The sequence below is a fragment of the Pseudomonas sp. Y5-11 genome (genome assembly GCF_022368695.1).
GTDB lineage: Bacteria > Pseudomonadota > Gammaproteobacteria > Pseudomonadales > Pseudomonadaceae > Aquipseudomonas > Aquipseudomonas parakoreensis.
In genome coordinates this window covers 4,886,198-4,908,186 of the sequence record NZ_CP058974.1, presented here as the reverse complement: position 1 = coordinate 4,908,186, position 21,989 = coordinate 4,886,198, and the positions used below count along the sequence as shown (strand labels likewise).

27 protein-coding genes are annotated in these 21,989 nt (G+C 57.2%); 24 read left to right on the top strand and 3 right to left on the bottom strand.

Annotation, left to right across the window (positions count from 1 at the left end):
* The first annotated feature begins 15 nt into the window (after positions 1-15).
* The 24 genes from HXW87_RS21860 to HXW87_RS21745 all read left to right on the top strand — a co-directional run bounded on the left by HXW87_RS21860 (position 16) and on the right by HXW87_RS21745 (position 17,477).
* On the top strand, positions 16-957 hold the full coding sequence (locus tag HXW87_RS21860; protein WP_239777750.1) for a GPO family capsid scaffolding protein: 942 nt from the start codon (positions 16-18) through the stop codon (positions 955-957).
* A gap of 2 nt (positions 958-959) precedes the next feature.
* Positions 960-1,979, top strand: a complete 1,020-nt coding sequence (locus tag HXW87_RS21855; RefSeq protein ID WP_169840861.1) for a phage major capsid protein, P2 family — start codon at positions 960-962, stop codon at positions 1,977-1,979.
* Positions 1,976-2,695: a phage terminase small subunit gene (gene gpM, locus HXW87_RS21850; protein ID WP_239777749.1), complete on the top strand. Its 720-nt coding sequence runs from the start codon at positions 1,976-1,978 to the stop codon at positions 2,693-2,695. Before HXW87_RS21855 ends, gpM begins: the two co-directional genes overlap by 4 nt.
* A gap of 98 nt (positions 2,696-2,793) precedes the next feature.
* The gene (locus tag HXW87_RS21845; RefSeq protein WP_239777748.1) at positions 2,794-3,255 is read left to right on the top strand and encodes a head completion/stabilization protein; all 462 of its coding nucleotides are present in this window, start codon (positions 2,794-2,796) and stop codon (positions 3,253-3,255) included.
* The gene (locus tag HXW87_RS21840; protein ID WP_239777747.1) at positions 3,252-3,704 is read left to right on the top strand and encodes a phage tail protein; all 453 of its coding nucleotides are present in this window, start codon (positions 3,252-3,254) and stop codon (positions 3,702-3,704) included. The genes HXW87_RS21845 and HXW87_RS21840 overlap by 4 nt, the downstream gene beginning before the upstream one ends.
* Positions 3,691-4,374 (top strand): virion morphogenesis protein, encoded by a 684-nt coding sequence (locus tag HXW87_RS21835; RefSeq protein WP_239777746.1) that lies wholly within the window; start codon positions 3,691-3,693, stop codon positions 4,372-4,374. Before HXW87_RS21840 ends, HXW87_RS21835 begins: the two co-directional genes overlap by 14 nt.
* An 11-nt stretch (positions 4,375-4,385) precedes the next feature.
* Positions 4,386-5,501: a DUF2586 domain-containing protein gene (locus HXW87_RS21830; RefSeq protein WP_239777745.1), complete on the top strand. Its 1,116-nt coding sequence runs from the start codon at positions 4,386-4,388 to the stop codon at positions 5,499-5,501.
* 6 nt (positions 5,502-5,507) lie between these two features.
* Positions 5,508-5,960 (top strand): phage protein, encoded by a 453-nt coding sequence (locus HXW87_RS21825; protein ID WP_121183182.1) that lies wholly within the window; start codon positions 5,508-5,510, stop codon positions 5,958-5,960.
* A complete protein-coding gene (locus tag HXW87_RS21820; protein WP_041074594.1) occupies positions 5,960-6,172 on the top strand; it encodes a TraR/DksA family transcriptional regulator in 213 nt (70 codons plus the stop codon). Before HXW87_RS21825 ends, HXW87_RS21820 begins: the two co-directional genes overlap by 1 nt.
* The gene (locus HXW87_RS21815; RefSeq protein ID WP_041074592.1) at positions 6,169-6,465 is read left to right on the top strand and encodes a hypothetical protein; all 297 of its coding nucleotides are present in this window, start codon (positions 6,169-6,171) and stop codon (positions 6,463-6,465) included. Before HXW87_RS21820 ends, HXW87_RS21815 begins: the two co-directional genes overlap by 4 nt.
* Entirely contained in the window at positions 6,462-6,989 is a 528-nt protein-coding gene (locus tag HXW87_RS21810; RefSeq protein WP_239777744.1) for a lysozyme, read from the top strand. The genes HXW87_RS21815 and HXW87_RS21810 overlap by 4 nt, the downstream gene beginning before the upstream one ends.
* Complete coding sequence (locus tag HXW87_RS21805; protein WP_239777743.1) at positions 6,986-7,504, top strand: lysis protein; 519 nt, start codon at positions 6,986-6,988, stop codon at positions 7,502-7,504. Before HXW87_RS21810 ends, HXW87_RS21805 begins: the two co-directional genes overlap by 4 nt.
* Positions 7,505-7,512: 8 nt before the next feature.
* On the top strand, positions 7,513-7,803 hold the full coding sequence (locus HXW87_RS21800) for a putative phage tail assembly chaperone (RefSeq protein ID WP_239777742.1): 291 nt from the start codon (positions 7,513-7,515) through the stop codon (positions 7,801-7,803).
* 23 nt (positions 7,804-7,826) lie between these two features.
* On the top strand, positions 7,827-7,967 hold the full coding sequence (locus HXW87_RS21795; RefSeq protein ID WP_169840848.1) for a hypothetical protein: 141 nt from the start codon (positions 7,827-7,829) through the stop codon (positions 7,965-7,967).
* Between the two features lie 5 nt (positions 7,968-7,972).
* Positions 7,973-9,958 (top strand): phage tail tape measure protein, encoded by a 1,986-nt coding sequence (locus HXW87_RS21790; RefSeq protein WP_239777741.1) that lies wholly within the window; start codon positions 7,973-7,975, stop codon positions 9,956-9,958.
* A complete protein-coding gene (locus HXW87_RS21785; protein WP_239777740.1) occupies positions 9,955-10,272 on the top strand; it encodes a DUF2590 family protein in 318 nt (105 codons plus the stop codon). Before HXW87_RS21790 ends, HXW87_RS21785 begins: the two co-directional genes overlap by 4 nt.
* Positions 10,269-11,444: a baseplate J/gp47 family protein gene (locus HXW87_RS21780; protein ID WP_239777739.1), complete on the top strand. Its 1,176-nt coding sequence runs from the start codon at positions 10,269-10,271 to the stop codon at positions 11,442-11,444. The genes HXW87_RS21785 and HXW87_RS21780 overlap by 4 nt, the downstream gene beginning before the upstream one ends.
* Positions 11,441-11,965 carry a phage tail protein gene (locus HXW87_RS21775; protein ID WP_239777738.1) on the top strand — a complete coding sequence of 175 codons (525 nt, stop codon included), beginning with the start codon at positions 11,441-11,443 and terminating at the stop codon, positions 11,963-11,965. The genes HXW87_RS21780 and HXW87_RS21775 overlap by 4 nt, the downstream gene beginning before the upstream one ends.
* Before the next feature lie 9 nt (positions 11,966-11,974).
* Positions 11,975-13,651 carry a phage tail protein gene (locus tag HXW87_RS21770; protein ID WP_239777737.1) on the top strand — a complete coding sequence of 559 codons (1,677 nt, stop codon included), beginning with the start codon at positions 11,975-11,977 and terminating at the stop codon, positions 13,649-13,651.
* Between the two features lie 8 nt (positions 13,652-13,659).
* Positions 13,660-14,367, top strand: coding sequence for a hypothetical protein (locus tag HXW87_RS21765; protein WP_239777736.1), 708 nt, complete (start codon positions 13,660-13,662; stop codon positions 14,365-14,367).
* Positions 14,364-15,287 (top strand): hypothetical protein, encoded by a 924-nt coding sequence (locus HXW87_RS21760; RefSeq protein WP_239777735.1) that lies wholly within the window; start codon positions 14,364-14,366, stop codon positions 15,285-15,287. The genes HXW87_RS21765 and HXW87_RS21760 overlap by 4 nt, the downstream gene beginning before the upstream one ends.
* Entirely contained in the window at positions 15,284-15,826 is a 543-nt protein-coding gene (locus HXW87_RS21755) for a DNA-binding protein (RefSeq protein ID WP_239777734.1), read from the top strand. Before HXW87_RS21760 ends, HXW87_RS21755 begins: the two co-directional genes overlap by 4 nt.
* The gene (locus HXW87_RS21750) at positions 15,823-16,527 is read left to right on the top strand and encodes a hypothetical protein (RefSeq protein ID WP_239777733.1); all 705 of its coding nucleotides are present in this window, start codon (positions 15,823-15,825) and stop codon (positions 16,525-16,527) included. The genes HXW87_RS21755 and HXW87_RS21750 overlap by 4 nt, the downstream gene beginning before the upstream one ends.
* Entirely contained in the window at positions 16,500-17,477 is a 978-nt protein-coding gene (locus tag HXW87_RS21745) for a hypothetical protein (RefSeq protein ID WP_239777732.1), read from the top strand. Before HXW87_RS21750 ends, HXW87_RS21745 begins: the two co-directional genes overlap by 28 nt.
* A gap of 27 nt (positions 17,478-17,504) precedes the next feature.
* Here HXW87_RS21745 and HXW87_RS21740 read toward each other — a convergent pair whose 3' ends face one another.
* The 3 genes from HXW87_RS21740 to HXW87_RS21730 all read right to left on the bottom strand — a co-directional run bounded on the left by HXW87_RS21740 (position 17,505) and on the right by HXW87_RS21730 (position 21,615).
* Positions 17,505-19,064 carry a hypothetical protein gene (locus tag HXW87_RS21740; RefSeq protein ID WP_239777731.1) on the bottom strand — a complete coding sequence of 520 codons (1,560 nt, stop codon included), beginning with the start codon at positions 19,062-19,064 and terminating at the stop codon, positions 17,505-17,507.
* A 705-nt stretch (positions 19,065-19,769) separates the two neighbouring features.
* Entirely contained in the window at positions 19,770-20,507 is a 738-nt protein-coding gene (locus HXW87_RS21735; RefSeq protein WP_239777730.1) for an RloB family protein, read from the bottom strand.
* Positions 20,500-21,615: an ATP-binding protein gene (locus tag HXW87_RS21730; protein ID WP_239777729.1), complete on the bottom strand. Its 1,116-nt coding sequence runs from the start codon at positions 21,613-21,615 to the stop codon at positions 20,500-20,502. Before HXW87_RS21730 ends, HXW87_RS21735 begins: the two co-directional genes overlap by 8 nt.
* Positions 21,616-21,989 lie beyond the last annotated feature (374 nt).

Below are 21,989 nucleotides of genomic sequence, written 5' to 3'. Positions count from 1 at the left end.
GCGCAGTTACCCACCATGCCCCGTTCCCTTATCTCCTACTGGAAACGTGTTGCCACCAGCGGCCCGACCGTCGATGGCCGCGAGATACTGCCCCAGGAACTGCGCGACATCGCTGAGACCTACACCCCGGCCAAATACACCGCTGTGATCTGGTGTGACCACGAACGCTGGACAGGCTCGCACGGCACCGTATTTGCCGTGCGCCTGGTGGAAGAGGGTGAGGATCTGGAACCGGGGCAAATTGCGCTGGAAGCGCAGCTGAAACCGAACGACCGCCTGCTGTACCTCAACGATCAGGGCCAGAAGCTGTTCAGCAGCATCGAAATCACCCCGAATTTTGCCGGCAGCGGCAAGGCCTATCTGACCGGGCTGGCGGTGACTGATTCGCCGGCCAGCCTCGGCACGCAAGAGCTGTATTTCTCCAACCGAACCAGCCGCGCCGCGTACTACGCCGCATCGCTGGAGTTGGGACCTCTACCCGTGACTAAGACCAAATCTGAGACCGAGCCGCAGGGCGAGATCGGGCGCCTCGCCGCCATGTTCACCCGCTTGTTCAAGCGTTTCGGCATTGAAGAAACGTCCGCCGAAACCACCCCGCAAACCCCAACCGAGAGCAACCCCCCAATGGATGAAGCTACCGCAACGGCTTTGAAAGCCCTGCTGGCCCAGCTGCTGGTCGTCGCTGCCGGCATTCAGGCCGTGATCGAGCCTGCCGCCGAAGACGCACCAGAACCCGATCAAGCCCCGATCGATGATGTCAGTGCCGCAGTAGACGAGATCGTCACCACTGCCGAAGAGGAGCGCGAATTCAAGCGTAACGGTGGCGGCAATAAGGCTGTGTTGGCTGCGTTGGCCGGCCTGCAGAAGCAATTCACTGCGCTGCAGAACACACCGACCGGACGTCAGTTGCCGCGCAATTCCGGCCCGACTGACAAAGCCAAAGCGCGGGTACTCTGATCATGGCCCGTTCTCTGAGTGCCTACGGCGCCAAGATGTACGCCGAAATGCAGCTGGCTATCGCCGAGACCTACGGTGTCGAGCTGGCCAGCAAGATGTTTTCCGTTGAACCGTCGATCGCCCAGGAGCTGAACGACGCCATTACCGCCAAAGCGGACTTCCTGCAGCGCATCAACGTCATTCCGGTGACCGAGATCAAGGGCGAGAAGGTGTTTATTGGCGTGTCCGGCCCGGTGACTGGACGCACCAACACCAAGACCACCGATCGCGTGGCGAAAGATGCCTCGGCGCTGGAGAACAGCACCTATGAGCTGTCGTCGACCGAATCGGACGTGGGTCTGCCCTACGCGAAGATCGATGCCTGGGCCAAGTTCCCGGACTTCCATCAACGCTACTCCGCCGCCGTACAGAAACAGATTGCACTGGATCGCATCATGGTCGGTTTCCATGGTGTGAAAGCGGCTGCACAGACCGACATCGAAGCCTATCCGATGCTGCAGGACGTGAACAAAGGCTGGCTGCAGCAGCTGCGTGAACAGGCGCCGCAGCAGGTACTCAAGGAAGGCAAAACACCCGGCAAGGTCACCATGGGGCCGGGCGGTGATTACGAGAACCTGGACGGCCTGGTGCATGACACCAAGCAAATGGTGGACGAGCGTCTGCGCGACGGCGGCGACCTGGTGGCGATCATCGGCACCGACCTGCTGGCTGCTGACAAGGCGAAGCTGTACGCCAAACAGGGCGACACCCCGACCGAAAAAGAGCGCATCGAGGACGCCCAGGTGATCGCGACCTACGGTGGTCTGCCGAGCTTTAGCGTGCCGTTCTTCCCGGTCAACGGCGTCCTGGTCACCAGTTGGGACAACCTGTCGATTTACTTCCAGGACTCCAGCTGGCGAAAGCAAACCGTGGATAACCCGAAGCGTTCCCGCGTTGAGGACTACAACAGCCGCAACGAGGGTTACGTGATCGAGCAGCTGGAAAAGATCGCGCTGACCGAGAACGTGGAGCTGGTGAAGTGAGCCTGGCTCTCGCACATAAGCGCCGCACCCTGGCTATGGGAACCGCTGCAGTGATCGCTGCTGCAGCGGCACCGCTGGCGTATTCGCCAGCGGAAGCCCTGAGCAGTCCGGCCAACGCGAAAAAGCACCTGCTGCTGATGGAAGCCTCGCTGGATGAAGACCTGAAGCGCTTGAGCGATTTGAAGAACTTGGCGAGCAAACAAACGCTTAAGCGAGCTGAGTTGCTGCCCAAGTACCAGGACTTCATCCAGCGCTACATGGATTCGGGCCTGGTGATGCCGAACCGCGTATTGGTGCAGGTAATGATCTGGCTGTTCGACACCGAGCAATTCGAAGACGGCCTGGAACTGGCGGACTTCGCGATCGAGCAGGGCCAGGAGATGCCGGAGCGCTTCAAGCGCGACGTGCAGACCTTTGTCGCGGATGCAGTGATCGACTGGGCCTACGCCGAATACAACGCCCAGCGCAGCCCGGAACCTTACCTGTCCGATCTGCTGCCGCGTGTTGACAGTGAGTGGAATCTGCCCGAGCAGATTCCGAGCAAGTACCACAAGTTGATTGGCATGCGCGCCATGGAAGCCGAGCAGTGGGAAACCGCGCTCAAGCACCTGGAACGCTCCACCGCGCTTTACGCGAAAGCCGGCAACGAAACGCGCATTGCGAAGTGCCGAAAGGCGATCGCCAAACAACCACCCGCCGTCACCGGCGCCCAATAACTGACTACCCCCCCAGCGGGGAACTGTGGACGTGTGTCTGCCATTTATGGCCAGCCTCACGAAAAACAGTCTCCCCGCCCTAATTCGAGCGGTCAGCAATGAGCTTTTCCGGGAAACCCACCACCTTTGTGGAACAGATCATCGAGAACGACGGCTTCTGGCCGGATCTCTCCGTGTCCGAATTCCAGAAGGGTTACCGCCTGCCGGCGGAATTCCTGGGCGATCTGCTGACCGACGCGCTGAGCATCGCCATGGCCGAGGTCAACAGCGACTTGGCCAAGCTCAAATCCAGCTGGCTGGCGGCGGGCATTACCACCGTAGAAAAAGCCGATCCGATGTTGCTGCCGGAACGTGCCTGGAAAGCGAAGTTGTACAAGCGCGCCGTTTATTGCCGCGCCAAGGCCAGCGCCCTGCAGCAGTTCGCCACCGTGACTCGCCGCGAGAGCGCCGAGAACATCGGCAAGGAAGCGCCGGAGCGTGAAGACACCTTTCTGGCGTTCAGTCAGCAAGCAGTACGCGCTCTGCAGGGCCGTGGCCGCATCACGGCGGCGCTGCTATGACCAAGCTGCAAGGACTGACCACCTACCTTTTGGAACGCCGACTAGTTGCGCCTGAACAGCTCGACAGCTTCACCGAGCAGGTAAAGCTTTCGCTGATCTGGAAACCCGACGTCGGCGGCATGCACTTCGCGGATATGCACTATCGCGCCGCGATTGTGCTTGAGCGCTTTGCCGATCATCCGGCACGTCTGATGGCCCTGATAGGCAGCTGGCTGGAAAACCACGACGGTGATCGCGACCGCCACGAACTGCCGGCGCCGGAATTCGCCGTGGAGCCGGTCGACACCGACCTATTCGACGTGGAAGTCACGCTGGAATTCGTTGAACCGCAGTACCTCTCCGAAGATCCGGACGGCGAAGTCGAGGCCTTCGGCAAGACCTGGGCGTTCATCCCGTTTGACCTGTGGGTCGCTGAGCATGGCGAGGTGGCCACCAATGGCGGGGCGTAGCACGTTCGAACTCGACGTACTGGGTCGCCTGGGCGTGCGCGAGCAACTGGCATTGCTGGCCATGCCGCCCCAATTGCGCCGCCGGTTGTTGAACCAGGTCACCAAGCGCGTGCGGACGATGAGCCGCAAACGTCAGCGTGCCCAGCAGAACCTTGACGGCTCGGCGTTCGCTCCGCGCCAGGGCGACGGCAAGGGCAAAAAGAAGATGGAAGCCGGCCTGGCCAAGCTGATGGTGGTCACTCGACTGACCGCTGATGAAGCGGAACTGGGCTGGAAAAACGCCCTGACCCGATGGGTCGCCGCCCAGCAACACAACGGTGTCAGTGAACGCCGCACCGCTGCGCAGATGCGCCGCTGGAACAAGACCCCGCCGGGACTTGCGGCCACCGAAAAGCAAGCCAAGCGCCTGCGTCGGCTGGGTTTTCGCGTGCGCCAGGCTGGCAAAAAGAGCCTGACCAGGCCGTCGGTGGCGTGGATTCAGGAGCATGTGAACTACGCCAAGGCGGGCTTGCTGATCCGCATCCTGGACGACCAGCGCAGCGAGTCTTCGGGCGCGCAGAGCTGGGAAATCACCCTGCCGAAGCGCCAGTTCATCGGCGTTAACTCCGATCGCGACACCAATCTGCTGATTAACCAGGTGTTGCAACAAATCCTTAATTCACCCCGCTAACGAGGCACTGCATGGCACTCGGTCAAGTCACCGTCGACAATCTCAATCTGGGCCAGGGGCCAGTGAGCGAGATTGAGCGTTACTTTCTATTCATCGGCCCTGCCGGCAAGAACGTCGGCCAGTTTCTGCCCCTGAACAACGACAGCGATCTGGACGCCGCCCTGGGCGTTGCGGCCAGTGACCTGAAAACCCAAATCACCGCTGCCCGTCTCAACGGTGGTCAGCGCTGGGCATGTGTGGCCGCTCCGATCGGCGCCGAGGGCAATTGGGCTGATGCGTTGGAGCAATCCCAGCAACTGGGCTATTCCGTCGAGGCTGTAATCATCACCAAACCGGTGACCGCACCGGCAGAACTTTCGGCCATGAATGACGCTGCTATCTCATTGAGTAATACCTATGGGCGTCGAATCTTTGTAATGGCCTGCACTGCCGGCATCACCGCCGACCAGACCTGGGCGAAGTACGTGGGCGAGCGAAAAACGCTACTGGCCAACCTCGCCGCGCCGCGTGTGCTGGTTGTCCCGCAGCTGCACGGCAATGACTTGGGCGTGCTGGCTGGCCGATTGGCCAACGCTTCCGTGAGCATCGCCGACAGCCCGATGCGCGTGGCCACCGGTTCCGTGCTGGGCCTCGGCCCGGTGCCGATTGATGGGGAAAAAATCTCCCTGCCCTCGGCTGTGCGCTCCGAACTGGATCGGGCGCGGTACTCGGTGTCGCAAACCTATCCGGACTATCCGGGCGTTTATTGGGGTGACGGCAACATGCTGGACACCCCGGGCAGCGACTTCCAGGTCGTCGAATACCTGCGCATCACCGACAAAGCCGCTCGCCTGATTCGGGCGCTGCTGATCCGCCGCGTGGCCGATCGCCGTTTGAACAACACGCCCAACAGCATGGCGGTCAACACCAACCAGTTGATGGCTCCACTGCGCGCCATGGCCAAGTCCGTCACGTTCGCTGGCCAAGTGTTCCCCGGCGATATCGAACCGCCGAAAGACGGCGACCTGGTGCTGACCTGGTTGAGCAAAACCAAGGTGGTCGCCTACTTCAAGCTCAAACCCCTCAACTGCCCGAAAGACCTGGCCGCGAACATCGCCCTGGATCTTTCCACCGACAAAACGGAGTAACGCGCCATGGCGAAGATTGGCGGCAAGAATTTTGACGTGAACCTGGGCGACATCGCGCTGCACGTTGAGAGTTGCACCTTGGACATCACCGACAACTCGGCAGTGGCTCAAACCCGTGGCGTTCCGGACGGCTATGTGGACGGCGATGTCGCCGCCGCCGGCGAACTCGAACTGGACAGCACCAATTTCAACCTGTTGGTGGACGCCGCCCGCTCGGCAGGCAGTTTTCGCGAGCTGAAACCCTTTGATGCGGTGTTCTTCGCCAAGGCCGGCGAGGACGAGGAAATGCGTGTGGAGGCATTCGGTTGCCGGTTGAAGGTGTCCAGCCTGCTGTCGATCGATCCCAAGGGCGGCGAAAAGAGCAAATACAAGGTGCCGTTTGACGTTACCAGCCCGGACTTTATCCGTATCAACGGCGTTCCCTACCTGGCCGCAGCTGAAACCGAGGGGCTGCGCTAATGGTGGACTGGTTCGACCGTGCCCAGGAGCTGGAGCAACGCCAACGTGACCAGGCGATCAAGGCGCAGCTGCAGACGCCTATGCCGGTCGGGCCAAGCCTGACCCATTGCCAGGACTGTGACAAAGAGATCCCGCCGGCACGCCAGGCGCTGGGCGGTATGACGCGGTGCGTTCCGTGCCAGACGGACGTTGAGAAGAGTAAACGCCGATGACTACTGAAACTTCGCGTCTGGGAACGCTGGAGCGGCAACTTGCCGTGATCGAGCACCGCATGAACGAGTTTGAAGGCCGTCACGAAACCGTGCCGACTCGTGTGACCAAGCTTGAGCAGCAATTCGAAAACATGACTGGCCAGCTCAAGGAGCTGAACAAAGGACAGCAGGCGTTGACCCTTGCGGTAAACGTGATCGGCTCCAAAGTCGGGCGTTTGCTGACCATCCTGACGCTGGTTGGCGCTGTGCTGCAGATGGTCGTGCCGGCGCTGTTGCGTGTGTGGTTCCCATGAGCCTGCGCGGGCGGATAGCCGCCGGTTTGATCGCGCTGGCCAGCACGCCGCTGGTGATCTTCTTGGGCACCTGGGAAGGCAACGGCCAGAACACCGTTTACGCGGACAAACTGGCCGGCGGGCTGCCTACTGTGTGCAAAGGCATCACCCGGTTCACCAGCCCGTACCCGGTCGTGGTCGGCGACTACTGGTCGCCTGCCAAGTGCGCTGAGGTGGAGCAACTGGTGATCCGCAACACGCAGCTGCAGCTGGCCGAGTGCATCACCAACCCGAACGTGAACCAGAACACGTTCGACGCACTGACCAGTCACGGCCACAACTTCGGCGTGACCAGCACTTGCGCCAGTCGAGCGGTCGCGCTCATCAACGCTGGTCGCATCGCCGAAGGCTGCAAAGCCCTGGCTTGGGCGCCGGACGGCAAGACGCCGGTGTGGGCCTTTGTGACTGACGCCAACGGCCAGAAACGCTTTGTACCAGGGCTGCACAACCGGCGGCTGGCCGAGGTGGGAGTCTGCCTGAAATGACCATTTCACCTTTCAAGGCCGCACTGTTCGGGATGCTCATTGCCGCCCTGGTGCCCTTGTATTGGTTTATCCGGCTGGTGGATCAACGCGACGACGCGCTGGAAGACCTGCGAGACCTGAACACTGAGGTGGTCGGCCTGCGCCAAGCGATACGCATCAGCGGTGAAATGCTCGCCGAGCGGGATGCGATCGACCAACGAAACACCAAGGAATTGACCGATGCACGCACTGAAAACGAACGCCTGCGCCGCGCTGTTGGCGATGGCACTGGCCGGCTGTACGTCAGCGCTACCTGTCCCGCTTCCGGAGCTGTGTCCGCCACCGCCGGCACCCCCCGCGTGGCTGATGCAGGACGCGCCGAACTCGCAGCAGACGCTCGACAGGATTATTTCACCCTCCGAGATCAACTCGCCCTAAGCCGGCAAATGATCGTCGGACTGCAGCAGTACGCCCTGGACGTTTGCCGGCGATCGCCGGCGCTCTCGACCAACCCTTTACCCAACCTCAACAAGTGAGTCATCCAATGAACGAACAGAACAAAGAAATCACCCTGGAAGTCGGCGAAAACGAATTTACCTTCAACCTGACGCCGGCGGACGTGACCAAGTATTTCAACGCCCTGACCCAAACCAACAAGGTCGCCCCGGGCAACAACCTGCTGATGAACACCGTCAAGCAGGAAGAAAAAGCCACGCTGAAACCGATCCTGGCCAACCCGGTGATGGTGATGCAGATCGCCGGCGCGCTGCTGGAGGAATACGCGCCGAACGTTGAGGTAATCGTAAAAAAGCGCTCGAACACGCTGATCGCCTGAGCGAAAACGGCCTGGGCCAGTTGATGGCCCTGACGCACCGCTGGCTACCTGGTGCCGAACCCACGCCCGAGGCGATGGGGATGGCCAAGTGGCTGGAGGACGAACACTGGAGACGCATGGAATTTGCCGTGGCTAACGGCATCGCCATTGCGCTGAACGGGTAACGACATTGGCAGACCGTAGCGCCAGCCTGGCTTTCATTCTCAGCTTGCAGGACAAGGTCACCGCGCCCCTGGGCAAGGTGAAAATGGGTTTTGCCGAGCTTTCCGATCAAAGCGAAAAGCACATCAAGACGATCGGCTTAGGCTTTGGAGGTCTGACAGCGGGCGTGGTCGCGATTCGCGAATCCATGGAACCGGCGCTGGAGGTCAACCGCGCCCTGGGCGATGTCCGATCGCTGGGCGTGGCCGAAGACGCGCTGGCGGCGCTGAACAGTAAATCACTGGAGTTCGCGGTGAACTACGGTGAGAACGCCAAGGACTTTGTGGCCTCGGCGTATCTGATCGAGGGCGCCATCAAAGGCCTCGCCGGCAACCAGCTCGCCGTGTTCACCAACACCAGCAACCTGCTGGCCAAAGCCACCAAGACCGACGCCGAAACCATGGGCGAATACGTCGGCACGCTCTACAACCTGCAGAAGTCTCAAGCCGATGCGATGGGGAAGGGCGCGTGGGTGGAAAAGCTCGGCGGTCAGACGGCGCTGGCGGTGCAGTTGTTCCGTACCAGCGGGGCGGCCATGAAAGACGCTTTCAAGGAGGCCGGCGCGATCGCGACGACCTCCGGCGTCGATCTGGCTGAACAGATGGCGGTGATCGGCACGCTGAGTAGCACCATGGAAGGCGGCGACGCCGGCGGACGCTACAAGGCGTTTTTCGAGAACATCGGCGCCGCCTCGGAAAAGCTCGGCATGAAGTTCACCGACCAGCAGGGCAAGGTGCTGCCGATGATGGCCATCCTGGACAAGCTCCAGGGCAAGTTCGGCGACCTGACCAGCGCGTCGGCCGGGGCCAAGCTGATGGAGGCTTTCGGCGGTGAAGGCGCCCAGGTGATCGGCGCGCTGGCCAAGGACACTGATCGGTTGCGCAATGGCATCGAGCAGCTGGGCAAGGTGCGCGGCCTGGAGAACGCCGAGCAGATGGCCCGGGCCATGGTCGATCCCTGGCAGCAGTGGGCGTCCCTGGTCGAGGTCATGCGTACGGTGTTCGGCCAAGTGCTGATCCCGGTGCTGTCGCCGTTCATGGCCAAGATGGTGGACATCGGTAAAACACTGGTGCGCTGGTCGCAGCTGTTCCCGAACATCACCCGGGTGATCGGCGTCACCGCGTTGGCCATCATGGGCATCGTTGCCGCGGTGTCGGCACTGACCATGGTGGTCGGCATCGCCCGCATGACCTGGCTGGGCATATTGACCGTCTGGAAAGTCGTTCAGTTGTTCAGCCTGCGCACTGTCGCCGTGTTCATCCTGCAGAAGCTCGCCATCCTGGCTTACGTCGCCGTGATCTACACGCTGAGCGCCGGCCTGGCACTCATTCGTGGCGCCATGCTGCTGTGGCAGGGCGCGATCTGGCTGGTCAACGCGGCGCTGTTGGCCAACCCGGTGGTGTGGATCGTGGTCGGGATCGTCGCCCTGGTCGCGGTCATTGTCGCGGCCGTTTACTACTGGGACGAATGGACGGCGGCACTGATGAACACCGCCGCGTTTCAGTTCGTCGCAGACAAGCTGCAGAAACTGTCCGACTGGTTCAACTCCATGGGGAGCTGGTCGGGCATGGCCAAGGCCGCTTGGGACAGCATCGTCGGCATTTTCACCAAGGCCGTTAACGGCGTGATCGAGCTGCTGAACAGCATCCCGGGCGTGAACATCGAGGCGCGTTTCGGCGGTATGCCCGAAGTGCCCGGCGTCGATGCTGCGACCAACGCCGCCGACACCGCCAACGCCGCGCAGAAAGCCCAGCAGACCATCAACGCGGCAATCCCCAGCCTTTCGCCGGCGCGCCCTTCAGCGGTACCGCCCGGTGGCTTGCTGACCAGCATCCAGAACAACAACAGCAGCCAGAACAAGGGCACGCACGTGGAAAACGTGAACATCCATACCGGTAAAACGATGACACCGCTGGAGATGGAAAACATGGTCGCCATGGCGGTGGGCGGGTGAGCGAGTACGTGGATCTGTGGATTGTCGACAACGACCTGGCGCTGGATCCGTCGCACCAGCCGCTGCTGATCGATGACCGCGCCTGCATCGCCCAGGACATCGCCCACATGATCCGCGACAGCGGGCTGCTGGTCGTGCTGGTGGCCGAGCGCGACCGCCTGCGGCAACGAGACTGCATCCAGCAGCTGGAACTGTTGGTGGAGAACGACGAACGCCTGGTACCGGGGACAGCGCGCATCACTCAACAGGAACCAGGCGTTTACCTGGTGACTGCCAAAACCATCAAATTCGGATCGATTGAGGTAAGTCTGTGAGTCAGGTCGATTTTAAAAAGGTGATCGCTGACGCCGGCATTCCGACCACCGAAGCGGGGCTGAAGGCTGCGTGGGAAAAGGAAGTGGAAGCCCAGGGCGCCAAGGTGGCCAACACCAGCAGCTATTCGCCGTTCTGGCGAGTGATGACCGCGCTGGTGACCAAACCGGTGTTGTGGCTGTTGGACTTTTTGTGTCTGACCGTGCTGCCGAACTTCTTTGTGAAAACGGCGGTGGACGCCTGGCTGGACATGCTCGCGTGGGCGGTCAACGTCGAGCGCAAGGGAGCCACCAAAGCCCGCGGTAAGTTGCTGTTCACCCGGGCGGTGCCTGACGGTGTGCTGCAGCTGGAAAAGGGCATTGTGGTGCAGTCAGCGGCGATCAACGGCAATGTCTACCAACTGGTCACCACGGCGCCGGCGACGTTTCAGCCCGGCCAGCTCCAGCGAGACGTTCCAGTGCAAGCGATCGAGGCCGGCAGCGGCTTCAACCTCGCCCCGGGTTACTACGCGATCCTGCCGGTGCCGATCCCCGGCATCGTCCAGGTGGTGAACAAAGACGGCTGGCTGGAATCACCAGGTGCGGATCCTGAACCAAACGAACAACTGCGCTTGCGCGTGCGCAACCAGTTCTCGGCGGTCAACCAGTGGCACACCGACGCGGTGTATCGCGCCATGATTTCCGTATTCCCCGGCGTGCGCCCGGACGGCGTTTATTTTGAGCATGGCGCACCACGTGGGCCGGGCAGTGCCAACGCCTATGTGCTGTTTGACGCGGGCGTGCCGGCGGCGACTTACCTGGAGCAAATCAATTCGCACATCCGCGACCAGGGCAACCATGGCCACGGCGATGACCTGCTGGCCATGGTCATGCCGGAGGTGCCGGTGAGTGTGGTTATGTCCCTTTGGCCCCAACCGAACCTGAGTACGGAACAGATCAACACGCTGAAAAGTGAGGTCGAGTTGTTCATCCGGGCAGCGTTTCGGGAAAGCTCCCCGCGTGATTATCAGCCCACGCTGACTTATCCCCAGTCGCGTTTCAGCTTCAGCCGGCTGGCGGAAGAACTCCACCAGCAGTTCGCTGATATCGCATCGCTTCGGTTTGCCCCCGGGGTGGACATCATCAGCGGCCTGAACATCCCGCGCCTGTCTTCGGTGAAGGTGAACCTGCAATGATCAAACTCAAACTGCCTTTCTGGCTCGGCGGTACCGAGCTTTCGAAGCTGGTCGCCGCTGCCCAGGCGTGGTGGGAAACCGTCACCGGCTGGCTGCGCTGGCCTTACTCGCAGATCGATCCCGACACCTGCCACATGAGCATCCTTGAGCTGTGGGCTTGGCAGCGTGACGTCACGCGCTTTCAGGGCGAGCCGGAGTCGCTGTTCCGGCTGCGAGTGAAACACGCCTTCGTCAACTCCGTGGACGCCGGCAGCACCGCCGGTATGAAGCGCATTTTCGAACGCCTCGGCGTGGGTTACGTCGAGATCGAGGAGCGCCAGCCCGATCGGGATTGGGACGTGGTGTTGCTCAAGTTCAGCAACGCCCAGCTGTCGCTGAACCCCGAGCTGCTGCGCGTGCTGATCCAGCAATACGGCCGCACCTGCCGGCGCTACGACTTCGTGACCATCACCCCCGTGGGGCTGCAAATCGCCCTAATCGACTTCAACGACGACCAGCAAACGCTGGTTGCCAGCCTGTAGGAGCGCACCGTGAGCGCCAGTATTACCTTGGCCGGCGAAAGCCAGATTGCCTTGAAGCAAAGCCAGAAAAAGCCGCTGATCGTCACGCGGTTCATTTTTGCCAACGTGCCCGGGCTAAACCCGGAAGCGCCAGTAGACCGCGCCGCCGGCAAACCACCTTCAGGCCAGATCGTTCAGGTCTATGACCTCCCGGAGCAAAACGCCGGCTTCGTGAACCCCAACCAGGTGGTGTACAGCTGCCAACTGGGGTCGGACATCGGCGACTGGGACTTCAATTGGGTCGGTCTTGAGGACGCTGAAGGGGTGCTGTTCGCCGTGTCCTATGTTCCGCTGCAACAGAAGCGCAAGAACATCCCGCCGCAGCAGATCGGCAACAACGTCACCCGAAACTTTCTGGTGGCCTTTGACGGTGCCATGCAACTGACTGGCGTGAAGATCGACGCCAGCACCTGGCAGCATGACTTCACGGTACGCCTTGCCGGCATTGATGAGCGCGAGCGCCTGAGCAATCGCGAGATGTACGGCCGCGCCTGTTTTTTCGGTAAAGCTCTGGCATTCGCAAAGAGCGAAAACGGGTTCCAACTGAATGCCGGTACGGCCTACATCGAAGGCATTCGAGTGTTCATGTCAAAGCCGTGGGCATTCACCGGTGCGATTCCCGTAGGAGTAATCACGCTCGACGTCTGCCTGGAACGTCAGTTGAACGATCGGGTGGCGACTTGGAAAGTCGTCTATGGAGAAAAGTCCGATTACACCGACGCGGCCGGCGTTCGCCATTACTGCGTGCCGATCGCCTTTTACACGTCTCCCACGGACTTTTCGGACGCACGTAAACCCGAATCTATCGCCGGGCCACTGATCGAGCACTTTGCAGCGCGTGATTGCGATTACGCGGGCTTGCGCGCCCGGGGTACGACCAAAGAGGACGTTGAGCTGGGCAATCTGCCCAACGCCAAGAGCGATGACCCGAAAACCAACAGCAGCGACATTCTTGCCACCACGGCCGCGCTGAACAAACTGCAGCAGTTGGTCGACAACTCGATGACCGGAATGGTCGCCGCATTCGATATGACCAGCGCCCCCCCGGGCTGGCTGAAGTGCAACGGTGCCGCCATCTCGCGAACCACCTACGCCAAGCTGTTCACGATTATCGGTACCCGCTACGGCGCCGGCGATGGCGTGAACACCTTCAACTTGAGCGACCTGCGAGGCAAATTCATTCGCGCCTGGTCTGACGGCGCCGCCTACGATGCCGGCCGCGTGCTGGGCAGTGACCAGGCTAACCAAAACCGCGCGCATGCTCACGCGGCGTCAACCTCGGCAGCAGGTGAACACCAACACGGCGGACATATCGATGCTGCCGGCTGGCACGGACACTCGGCCTGGACAGCAGCCGCTGGCGAAGGAAACACTCAAATTCTGATGGGCAACCAAGGCATCAACGTCGGCGGGAACGTCGCGGGGTCGGTAATGGGTTCCAGCTCCGGCGGAGCCTTCTGGCGAGAGTTCGGAAGCGCTCACTCTGCACACACTCACGCCGTCGGCATCAACGGTGACGGTGTTCACACACACGGCCTGAACATCTATCCCGCCGGTAACCACATCCATGGTGTCACGGTCGCCGCAGACGGGGGCAATGAGTCCCGTCCGGACAACGTGGCATATCTCGTTTGCATCAAATACTGAGCGCCTGTATGAACCGAAAAGTCGTCTATCAAACCAATTCCTTCGGCCGCTACATCGGCACGACCGTGGCCGAAGCCTGCCAGCTGGAACCTGACGTTTTTCTGATCCCAGCAGGCTGCGTTGAAATCCCGCCGCCGGAAGAACCTGAACACAAGGCTGCATGCTGGATCGATGGAAAGTGGCAACTGCTGGACTTTTTCCAAGGCGTGACCGCGTACAACATCAAGACCGGGGAACCGTTGACGCTGGACGGCTTCGCGCCGATGCCCAGCGGTTACACGCTCAAGCAGCCACAGCCGCACCAGGTCTGGAAAGAGGACCACTGGACCGACGACACGGCCGCGATATTAGCAGCGCTGCACGAGCAGAAAAGACGGGAAATAAACCAGGCGTGCGCCCAGTACACCGAATCCGGGTTCATCTCCCACGCGCTGGGCTGGCCGTTTCGTTATGACAGTGAGCTGGTCGATCAAATCAATTTGACCGGCTCCATCCTCTCGGGATTGTCCGCCGATATCGCCTGCACAGACATGGAGCAGCACAAGGCTTTCAGGACCCATACACCCGACCAGCTGCGTGACGTCGGCCAAGACTTGTTCCATTTCAAGCAAGCGGCCCAATTGCACGCTGAAACCCTGCGCCAGGCGCTGGCCAAGGCTTTCAACGAGCAAGACAGCAAGGCGATGGACGCAATCAACTGGACGCCGCCCGCATGACCTGGGCACCAGTGACGATGCGCTGGCCGGAGCAGGCCACGCAATGGATGGGAGCACTGTCAGCCGCCAAGGATCTGGCCGGCGGCGAGCTGACCAGCACCGCCCAACGTCTGGCCGGGTTGAATGGCTTGGCTAGCACCAACCCGGGGCCGGTCGGTGATGCGGCAAAAGGTGCGATCGCAGCGGGACGGGATGCCTTGGCCGAACAACTGGGCCAAGTGCCGGCGTGCCTGGTGGTGACGCCATTTCAAAGCGGCATTGGCCAGGGAAAAGGGTATCAGCGCTTTCTGTCCGCACCCAACGCGCTCGAGCACCTGGCCAGCAAGTTGGAGGACGTCACCGACTCGGGGCGTCCCGCCGGTCCGCAATACGCCCTGTCGATTCTTTTCCTGGGCACGCGCCTGGAACAGTTGGCCAGCGCTCTGTCGCGGTTCAATGCACTGCTGCCGATCCCCGACCTGGTCCGCACCGAACGCCGGGCACAGCACTTGATGAAACTGGACAGCGAAAAGTGGGAGATCCCCGCCGCCGGGCCACTGCCGCGCTGGCAAGGCCTGCCGCTGGAACGCTGCACAGTGGTCAGGGCTGCCAAGCAGTCCATGGCCGGCCAACTGGCGGTGTTGGAGGGCTACGCCGCCGACAGTTCGCCGCTGGGCGATCTGGCCGCGCTGGCCGCTCGCAAGGGCGCTCAACAGAAAGGCCGCGACCAACAGCTGGACGCCCTGAAAGCGTTGCTGGCGGGGGGAAGCCCTGACGTCAGCATGCGGGCGCGGCTGATCGGTCCAGGTAACGCCGGCGAATTGCGCCGCGAGCTGCTGGCCGGCGATGCCCCCGGCCACGAATGGGTTCAGTGCGCCGGCCTGCTGCTGGTCGGCAGCAAAGAAGGGCTGAGCTTTGTCCAGGAACTGGTGGGCCTATGACGCTGTTGCTTGATGGGCAAAAAGTCCAGGGGAAGAACCTCAAGGTCACCGCCAACCTGCGAATCGAAAGCGGCGATATGTCCGGCCAGACCAGCAACACCGACAAGGCACACAAGGGATTCAAGCCCAAGACGCTGACCGTGTCGCTGATGATTCCCTTTGTGGATAAAACCCAGCTGACGGATCTGCTACGCATGGCCGAAACCACGGCCAGCGGTGGGCAGCTGCACCTGTACCGGATCGTCAACGACACGGCCGAGGCCTTCGGCGTGCGTCAGGTCGAGTTTTCCGACGGCGTCAGCGCTAGGGAAGCTGACAGCCTGAAAGCCTGGCTGGTGCAATTCACGCTGAGCGAGCGTGAATCGAACCCGGAAAAAGTCGAAGATCGGCGCGCCGTCAACAAGGTCAACGCGCAAGGCGCCCCGGGTGGCGCAGTGGGAGAGGGTGGCGACGGGGCAGGGAACAAGCCCGAGTTGAGCGGCTTTGAAAAAGTGCTGGGACGTGTGGATAAGTGGCTGGGCGGGAGTGAGCAGAAGTGAAGCTGCACAAGAAGCTGGCCATCAATGGCGCGCCGATCGCCCTGATCAAGGAAGACGTCCGTCTCGATGCCACCAGCCCCGGCCGGGCCAACTTCACCGTGCAATCCACGGAGCCGCTGAAAGGGCTGGTGACGCTGGACATCGGCTACAACGAGCGAACGCTGCAACGCCACTTCATCGGCTACGTCGAGCGCTGCACCGCCGCCAATGCGGTCGAGCAGGTGCTGTTTTGCCGGGAACTGGCGGCAGTGCTGGCCAACCCATTGCCGTTGAACCTGCGTCATGCGGATCTGCGCGCCGTGTTGGCCAAGGTCAGCGAACAAACCGGGTTGCGCTTCCGCGTTCCGGATCAACCATACGCCAGCGTGAAGACGCCGTACTTCTACAGCCTCGCCGCCGGTTACCAGGCGATGGACAGTCTCGCCCGGGTATTCAGCATTCCCGACTTTACCTGGCACCAACTGGGTAACGGTGAAGTGTTCGCCGGCAGTTGGACCGACAGTTTTTATGGCGCCCGAGCGCCGCTGCAAATCCCCACGGAGCTGTTCGACGGCTACCAGGGCAACCAGAGCGCGATGATCGCGGCCCTTCCCGGGCTGCGACCAGGTGCAACGTTCAACGCCGACGAGCGCGTCACCAGTGTGGCGCTCGCCAATGACCAGATGGCTATCCGATGGAAGACGCAATCCGTCGCGCTGTAGAGCGCCAATTTCCCGAACTCACCGGCGGTTACCATTTGCCGCGCTTCGCCCTGGTTACCGCCGTGGCCGATGCGCCGGCGGACGCCGGGATCTGCGACGACTTCCGCCCGCGCTACGCGGTGGACATTGTCGTGCTCGGCGCCGATGACGAGCCAGACCCGGCCATACCGGCGCTCACTGGCGTTCCGCTGCCACTGCCCACCGGTGGCGAAGAAATGGGCATCTACGCCTTTCCGGAGGAAGGCACGCGGGTCGTGGTGTGCTTTGCCTACGGCCTGCCGAATAAGCCCTACATTCAATCGATATTGCCGCACGGCCTGAGCATGCCTAAGGTGCCTAAAGGTGATCAGGTGTGGCAGCACAGCGCAGCCGCCCAGCAGCGCGTTGACGCCGACGGCAACTGGCTACGCCAGACCGATGGCAAGATCCGAGATCAGGCAATCGAGCGCGAAGTCGAAGCCATGGACAACCGCGAGCAGTTTCAGAGACACACGCAGACGATTGATGACCACTCGACTGAGTCTGTGGGAGGTGTGAAGACGATCGAGGCGCTGGGTGCGCTCAAGTTGTTGTCGGGCGGGTCCGCGAGCCTAGCGGCGGTGGACGATCTACACCAGGCTACCGGCCGAGATCTGAACCTAGTTGTGGGGCAAATGCATAACGCCACGGTGGGTGGAGACATGCAGGAGCGAATCCAGGGACTGCGCCAGAGTGTGGCCGGGGTAAGTCAAAGTTTAAAGGCACCTAGAACGTGGCTGGGATCGGAAGAGGTGAATGTATTGCAGGTGTTGTGCGATTTGCTCGATTTGATTGGAGACATGAATACTCAACTGGCATCGCATACGCATTTGCCTGGGCCTAAACCGGCTACGGTAGACGCTTCTTCCTTTATGGAAAAAGCAATGGTCGCAACTCGTTTAAGTAAGTTGATGGAGGAAATCAAGTTTTAAACTGCTTTTTTTCATTGTTCTGCGTAACTATTGGGCTTCCAATTCTTCGAAGAAGGAAGGTGTAAAGTTTATAACTGGGCGCGCGGATTCATAGTTTTCTACTAAGTTGGTAATGTCTTCTCTGAGGATGCTTTTGTTAAAGTCCCTCGTGTCAACCATCGTTTTGTAAAAAGAGCTTTTGGCTTCTGGTGTGATGCTATAACGATCATCTGGCGTTTTTTCGACTTTTCCCAGAAAAAGAATTAACTCTAAGAATAGATAGTTTCCAATTTGGAAAGACAATAAGTAAAAGCATTCTATTTCAATGTCGTGGGGGATCTCGTCGGTCGACGAGAAATTTAGTTTAAATATTTCTGGTTTGCCTTCAATTACTGGCATCAATTGATCAAGCTTGGTGCGAGACTTTTCTATTTGATGGATGTTGAGATGTAACGGAGTGTCAGTATCATAGTAGCGTTTAATTTTAACTAATTTTTCAAGGTATTCAATTGTTTGGGATTGCTCGGGAAAGCATTCTCCGTGCTTTAAATGGGCTGTTGATAAAAGCTCTTGGAATTTAAAAGTGAGTTCGATATTTTGTGGGGCGGAAAGCATGTGAGTAAGCTTGAACATTCTGAGTGCTTCCTCAATTTCGAATTGTTCAAGCAGATGAATGTTCATAGAGATGTTAAAAGATTTTCCATAGTTAAGTATATGGAATTCGAATAGTTTGGCATCCATTCTTATTTTTCTATAATTTTTCGGAACCCACGAGTTGAAAGGACTCGTATAGAGATCAACTCCGAATTTCAGTATGCGTCCGGTCGATTTGTCCCGAAAAATTATAAGCCCCTGATCGCTGGGCATTACGTCTGGCATAGCGAGCAAGGCAGATTCGCTGGACAACTCAGGCCTGTCCGAGGAGACACCGAATCGAAGTGATGATCCATGAACGTTTCCGACTTGGATGGTACTATTATTGCCCAATGATATGTCTATGAGTTCTTCAAGTTTGTCATCCCCTACGATCGAAAATTTTATACGATGAGTGCCTTCTTCAAAGCCAACCGACTTGAGATATCCATGTTTTTGCTCCAGATAATCTAAGTATGAAAGGCCAATATGACTATTCACCATTTTTTTTAATGTTGAAGCTGAAATGGGGTGGATAGGCTCCTCAAAGTTAAGGCGCATTCTCTTTTTGTTAAGTTTCGCTTTGGGGTTTTTGGCGTATTCGTCTGAAACTCGTCTAAGGGTCTTCGCTACCAAGTCGTTGTCGAAGTGACGTAAGTACGCTCTAGCAGGGAAATCTCCACCATCGAACTCTAGTAATACATAAAAGCATGGCAGTGAACTCGTAGCCATCTTTCTAAGATTCGATAATTCCACGTCTACTGATTTTTTATTGCCGTCGGTAGATTTGACCTGAACTTTGGTTTCGATCAAACCTTCGTGCATAGTCATCCGATCTAGAGTGTCTGACGCGGTATCAATCTCTATAAACAGATCCCAACCATTTACGTCGGTATCAGATTTATTTGCGGCCATTCCAGCCGCTGCACACAGCCCACCGAAGAATTTCTCTCCAGCCGTTCCCAAATCTCTCATGCTTGGCTCCATTTTGTGCCTGGAGTCAAGATGCCATGTCGTGAACTGTAAAAACAACTCTTGGAAAAAAAAGTGTGGAAAAAAGCACTTATCCCCCTCCCGCCGACGGGCCTCGTATCCTTTTTTTTTGCAAAGACGACGTCAATACAAATTATGGCCCCGCCCAGCGCCACTGCAGGTAATCTGAGGCGCATTTCAATTTCACGGAATGAAAGGATTTGTGAAGAAGTGATGCGGCACTGTGCAGCGTGTCGTCTGGGTTAAGTCGGTAACTCATCTGGAGAGGCCCCTATTTACTAGGGGGCGTCGTTTGAAAGACGCGTTTTACCAGGTTTTTGTTTTTCTAATAGGACGTATCAGAAAAGCTTACGGCGCTTTTCAGGAGGGGTATTGGATCGTCTCAAAAGCCCGGCCCAATTGGCTTTCATCGCGTTCAGCGCATTTCATAGATTGTGAGTGCGAAAGGGCTCATCAATAAGGGCGCAATCGACTAAATACAGTGAGTCCCGACCTCCGAGATTAGTGCTATCACGTCTGGAGAGAAAATATTTCCAGTGAAAGCAGACCTGGATTTTTGATGCTGAATGTGCGAGTTCATCTGGTTGGAAAGGAACAGTTGCTGTCAAGCATCTGTACGTCACAAGTGGGACGAGCCACGCACACTTCTAATGATCAGGTATGGTGTTATATATTTACAGAAAATATTTATTGGGCTTCAATAAGTTCTATTAATTTTTTAGCTCCATAATAGTCTTTTACAAAAATGGGGAAAGCGCTTAAAACTGCTACGTGTTCGTTGGGCTTGATGTGCTTTTGTATTTGAGTAGAAAGAATTTCGTGTTGGCAGACATAGGTTTCGGAAATAGAAAAATCCCCAGTAATTAAGTGGTTGAGCTTTTTGCAATGAGCTTCAAGCATGGCCTTCCAGTGAGACTGCTCAAGAAGTTTAAAACTTTTTAAGCGTTCCGGAACTTGCGTGCCGACCAAAGCTTTATACTGGATGTTTTGCTTGCAAGGTACAACTACTGTTGAAAAGCAAAGATTGTCAGGTAGGTGTTTCAAGGACTCTACCATAGGATAACTAATGTACAGCTTGCCCCGTTCGGTTTCCTCATTGAATACGCCTAGCATTTCCAGCAATTTATCATCAGTCGCTGTTGGTGCATGACCATCATAGTCGAAGAGCAAGTAAATTTCCGACACTTGATCTTTGTTGATGTCTTTTAATAAATCTTTATTTCTAGCGTCTGATTTTAACAAAAGAAAAAGGTCTAGATATTCATCGTTCTTCATTTTGTGATACAGACTGTAGATTTCACAACCATATATCGCTATGACGAATGTGCGATCACCTAAATCATTCAAATAAAAGCGGCGGAGACTCTCAAATACTTCTGGCTCAGTTTTTTGACCTTCAAATACAAGTAAGATATGGTTACCCATCAAAAGCTCCGGCCCTATACATTTTCTCGATGTTGTGTGCTTCGCGTAGCTCTTTTGGAGTGCGGTTAGAAAGAGACCTTATGCCTTTTTCATCTATGAAGAAATAGCAGTCTGGGCGGAGGAGCTCGTTTGTCATTACTGACGTGTTATGAGTTGTAACAATGACTTGTGGTTTTATTCCTCTTAGCTGTTCTATTACAAGCAGCGATAGTGAATAGTGGTAAAATGCATCGAATTCGTCAATAAATACTAATGTGACTTTTGTATCTTCCTTTTTTAAGCGTTGGAACCAAAAGTAAAATACTCCAAGTGCTCTTGTTCCTTGAGAGGCAATATCATAGAAAGGAATCTGTTTTCCATCAAACTCAAAGGCTAGATGAGGTTTTTTTCCATCGTTCAGGACTGTAATTAAGTTGCACTTAATTCCTGCTTTATTTAAAAAGCTCTCAAATGCTTCGACATTATTTTTTTCGATAATGTCAGTCTCAATGCCTGTTGTGCCCTGCTCAAGTCCTATATAATTGTTTTGTCCTAGCGATCTAAAAAACAGCATGCCGTTAACGTAGGTTGCGAAGTTTCGAAAGCAGTCGTTATCTCTGTTTGCTTCAAGGACTGTATTTTTTTTAATGTATGTGACTACAGAAATCGCGGTTTCGCTTAGATCTTTTTTGAGGCTTTCTGCTCCTTCTGCGTCAATGAATGCGGTATTGCTTTTTCTTCGATCTATTGCAGCAAATAGTTTTCCATTAATATAAAGTTTTTCGAATACGAGTGTGTCTAAATCGGTTTTTCCATACTCGTAAACTACGCGATCTTCCAAGAAATGAAATTCATATTTAAAGGAAGCATGTTCGCTTGAGCCTGCGTAAGTGTAGTTTTCGTATAGTTCGGAACTGTTATTGCGATCTGTTAAGTGTGAAACTAAATCAAAAATGGCGAAGCCTAAGTTTGATTTTCCTACTCCGTTATATCCATACACGATTGCTTTATTAATTATTCCATTTGAAATGCATTCTTTGTTGAATTCGTAAGAGTTGGATTTTGTGAGGTCAAAAGTTATAGTGTCTTTAAAGTTTTTGAAGTTGGTAACTTCGAATCGAGCAAGCATCTTGTACTCCAGGTTTAGCATGACTGCGCGGAGATCATAGCATTTTCAAGGCTCTCCGTAAAAAAATTACGGCACTGTTTTGGTGCGTTTTATAACGCTTTTCTGCTCACAGTCGGGCGGTGGAAGCTAAAACGTGCTGATGAAAGTACCAGGGGGGTATCGTTGAGTATGGATCTATAAGCCCAATTACCAATCCCCATCGAGGGATGAAAGCTAGCCTTTCAATCGCTCTGCACCGTGGCTTTGCGGTCACATCCGTTGTTCGTGGGGGGATACACTGACTTCTTAGCTAACTCCAGCGCTCTTGTGGTACTCCCCTAAGGTCAGTTTTAAAGCCTTTAGATTTGCAGTATTGCTTTAGGTAAAGGCGCGCA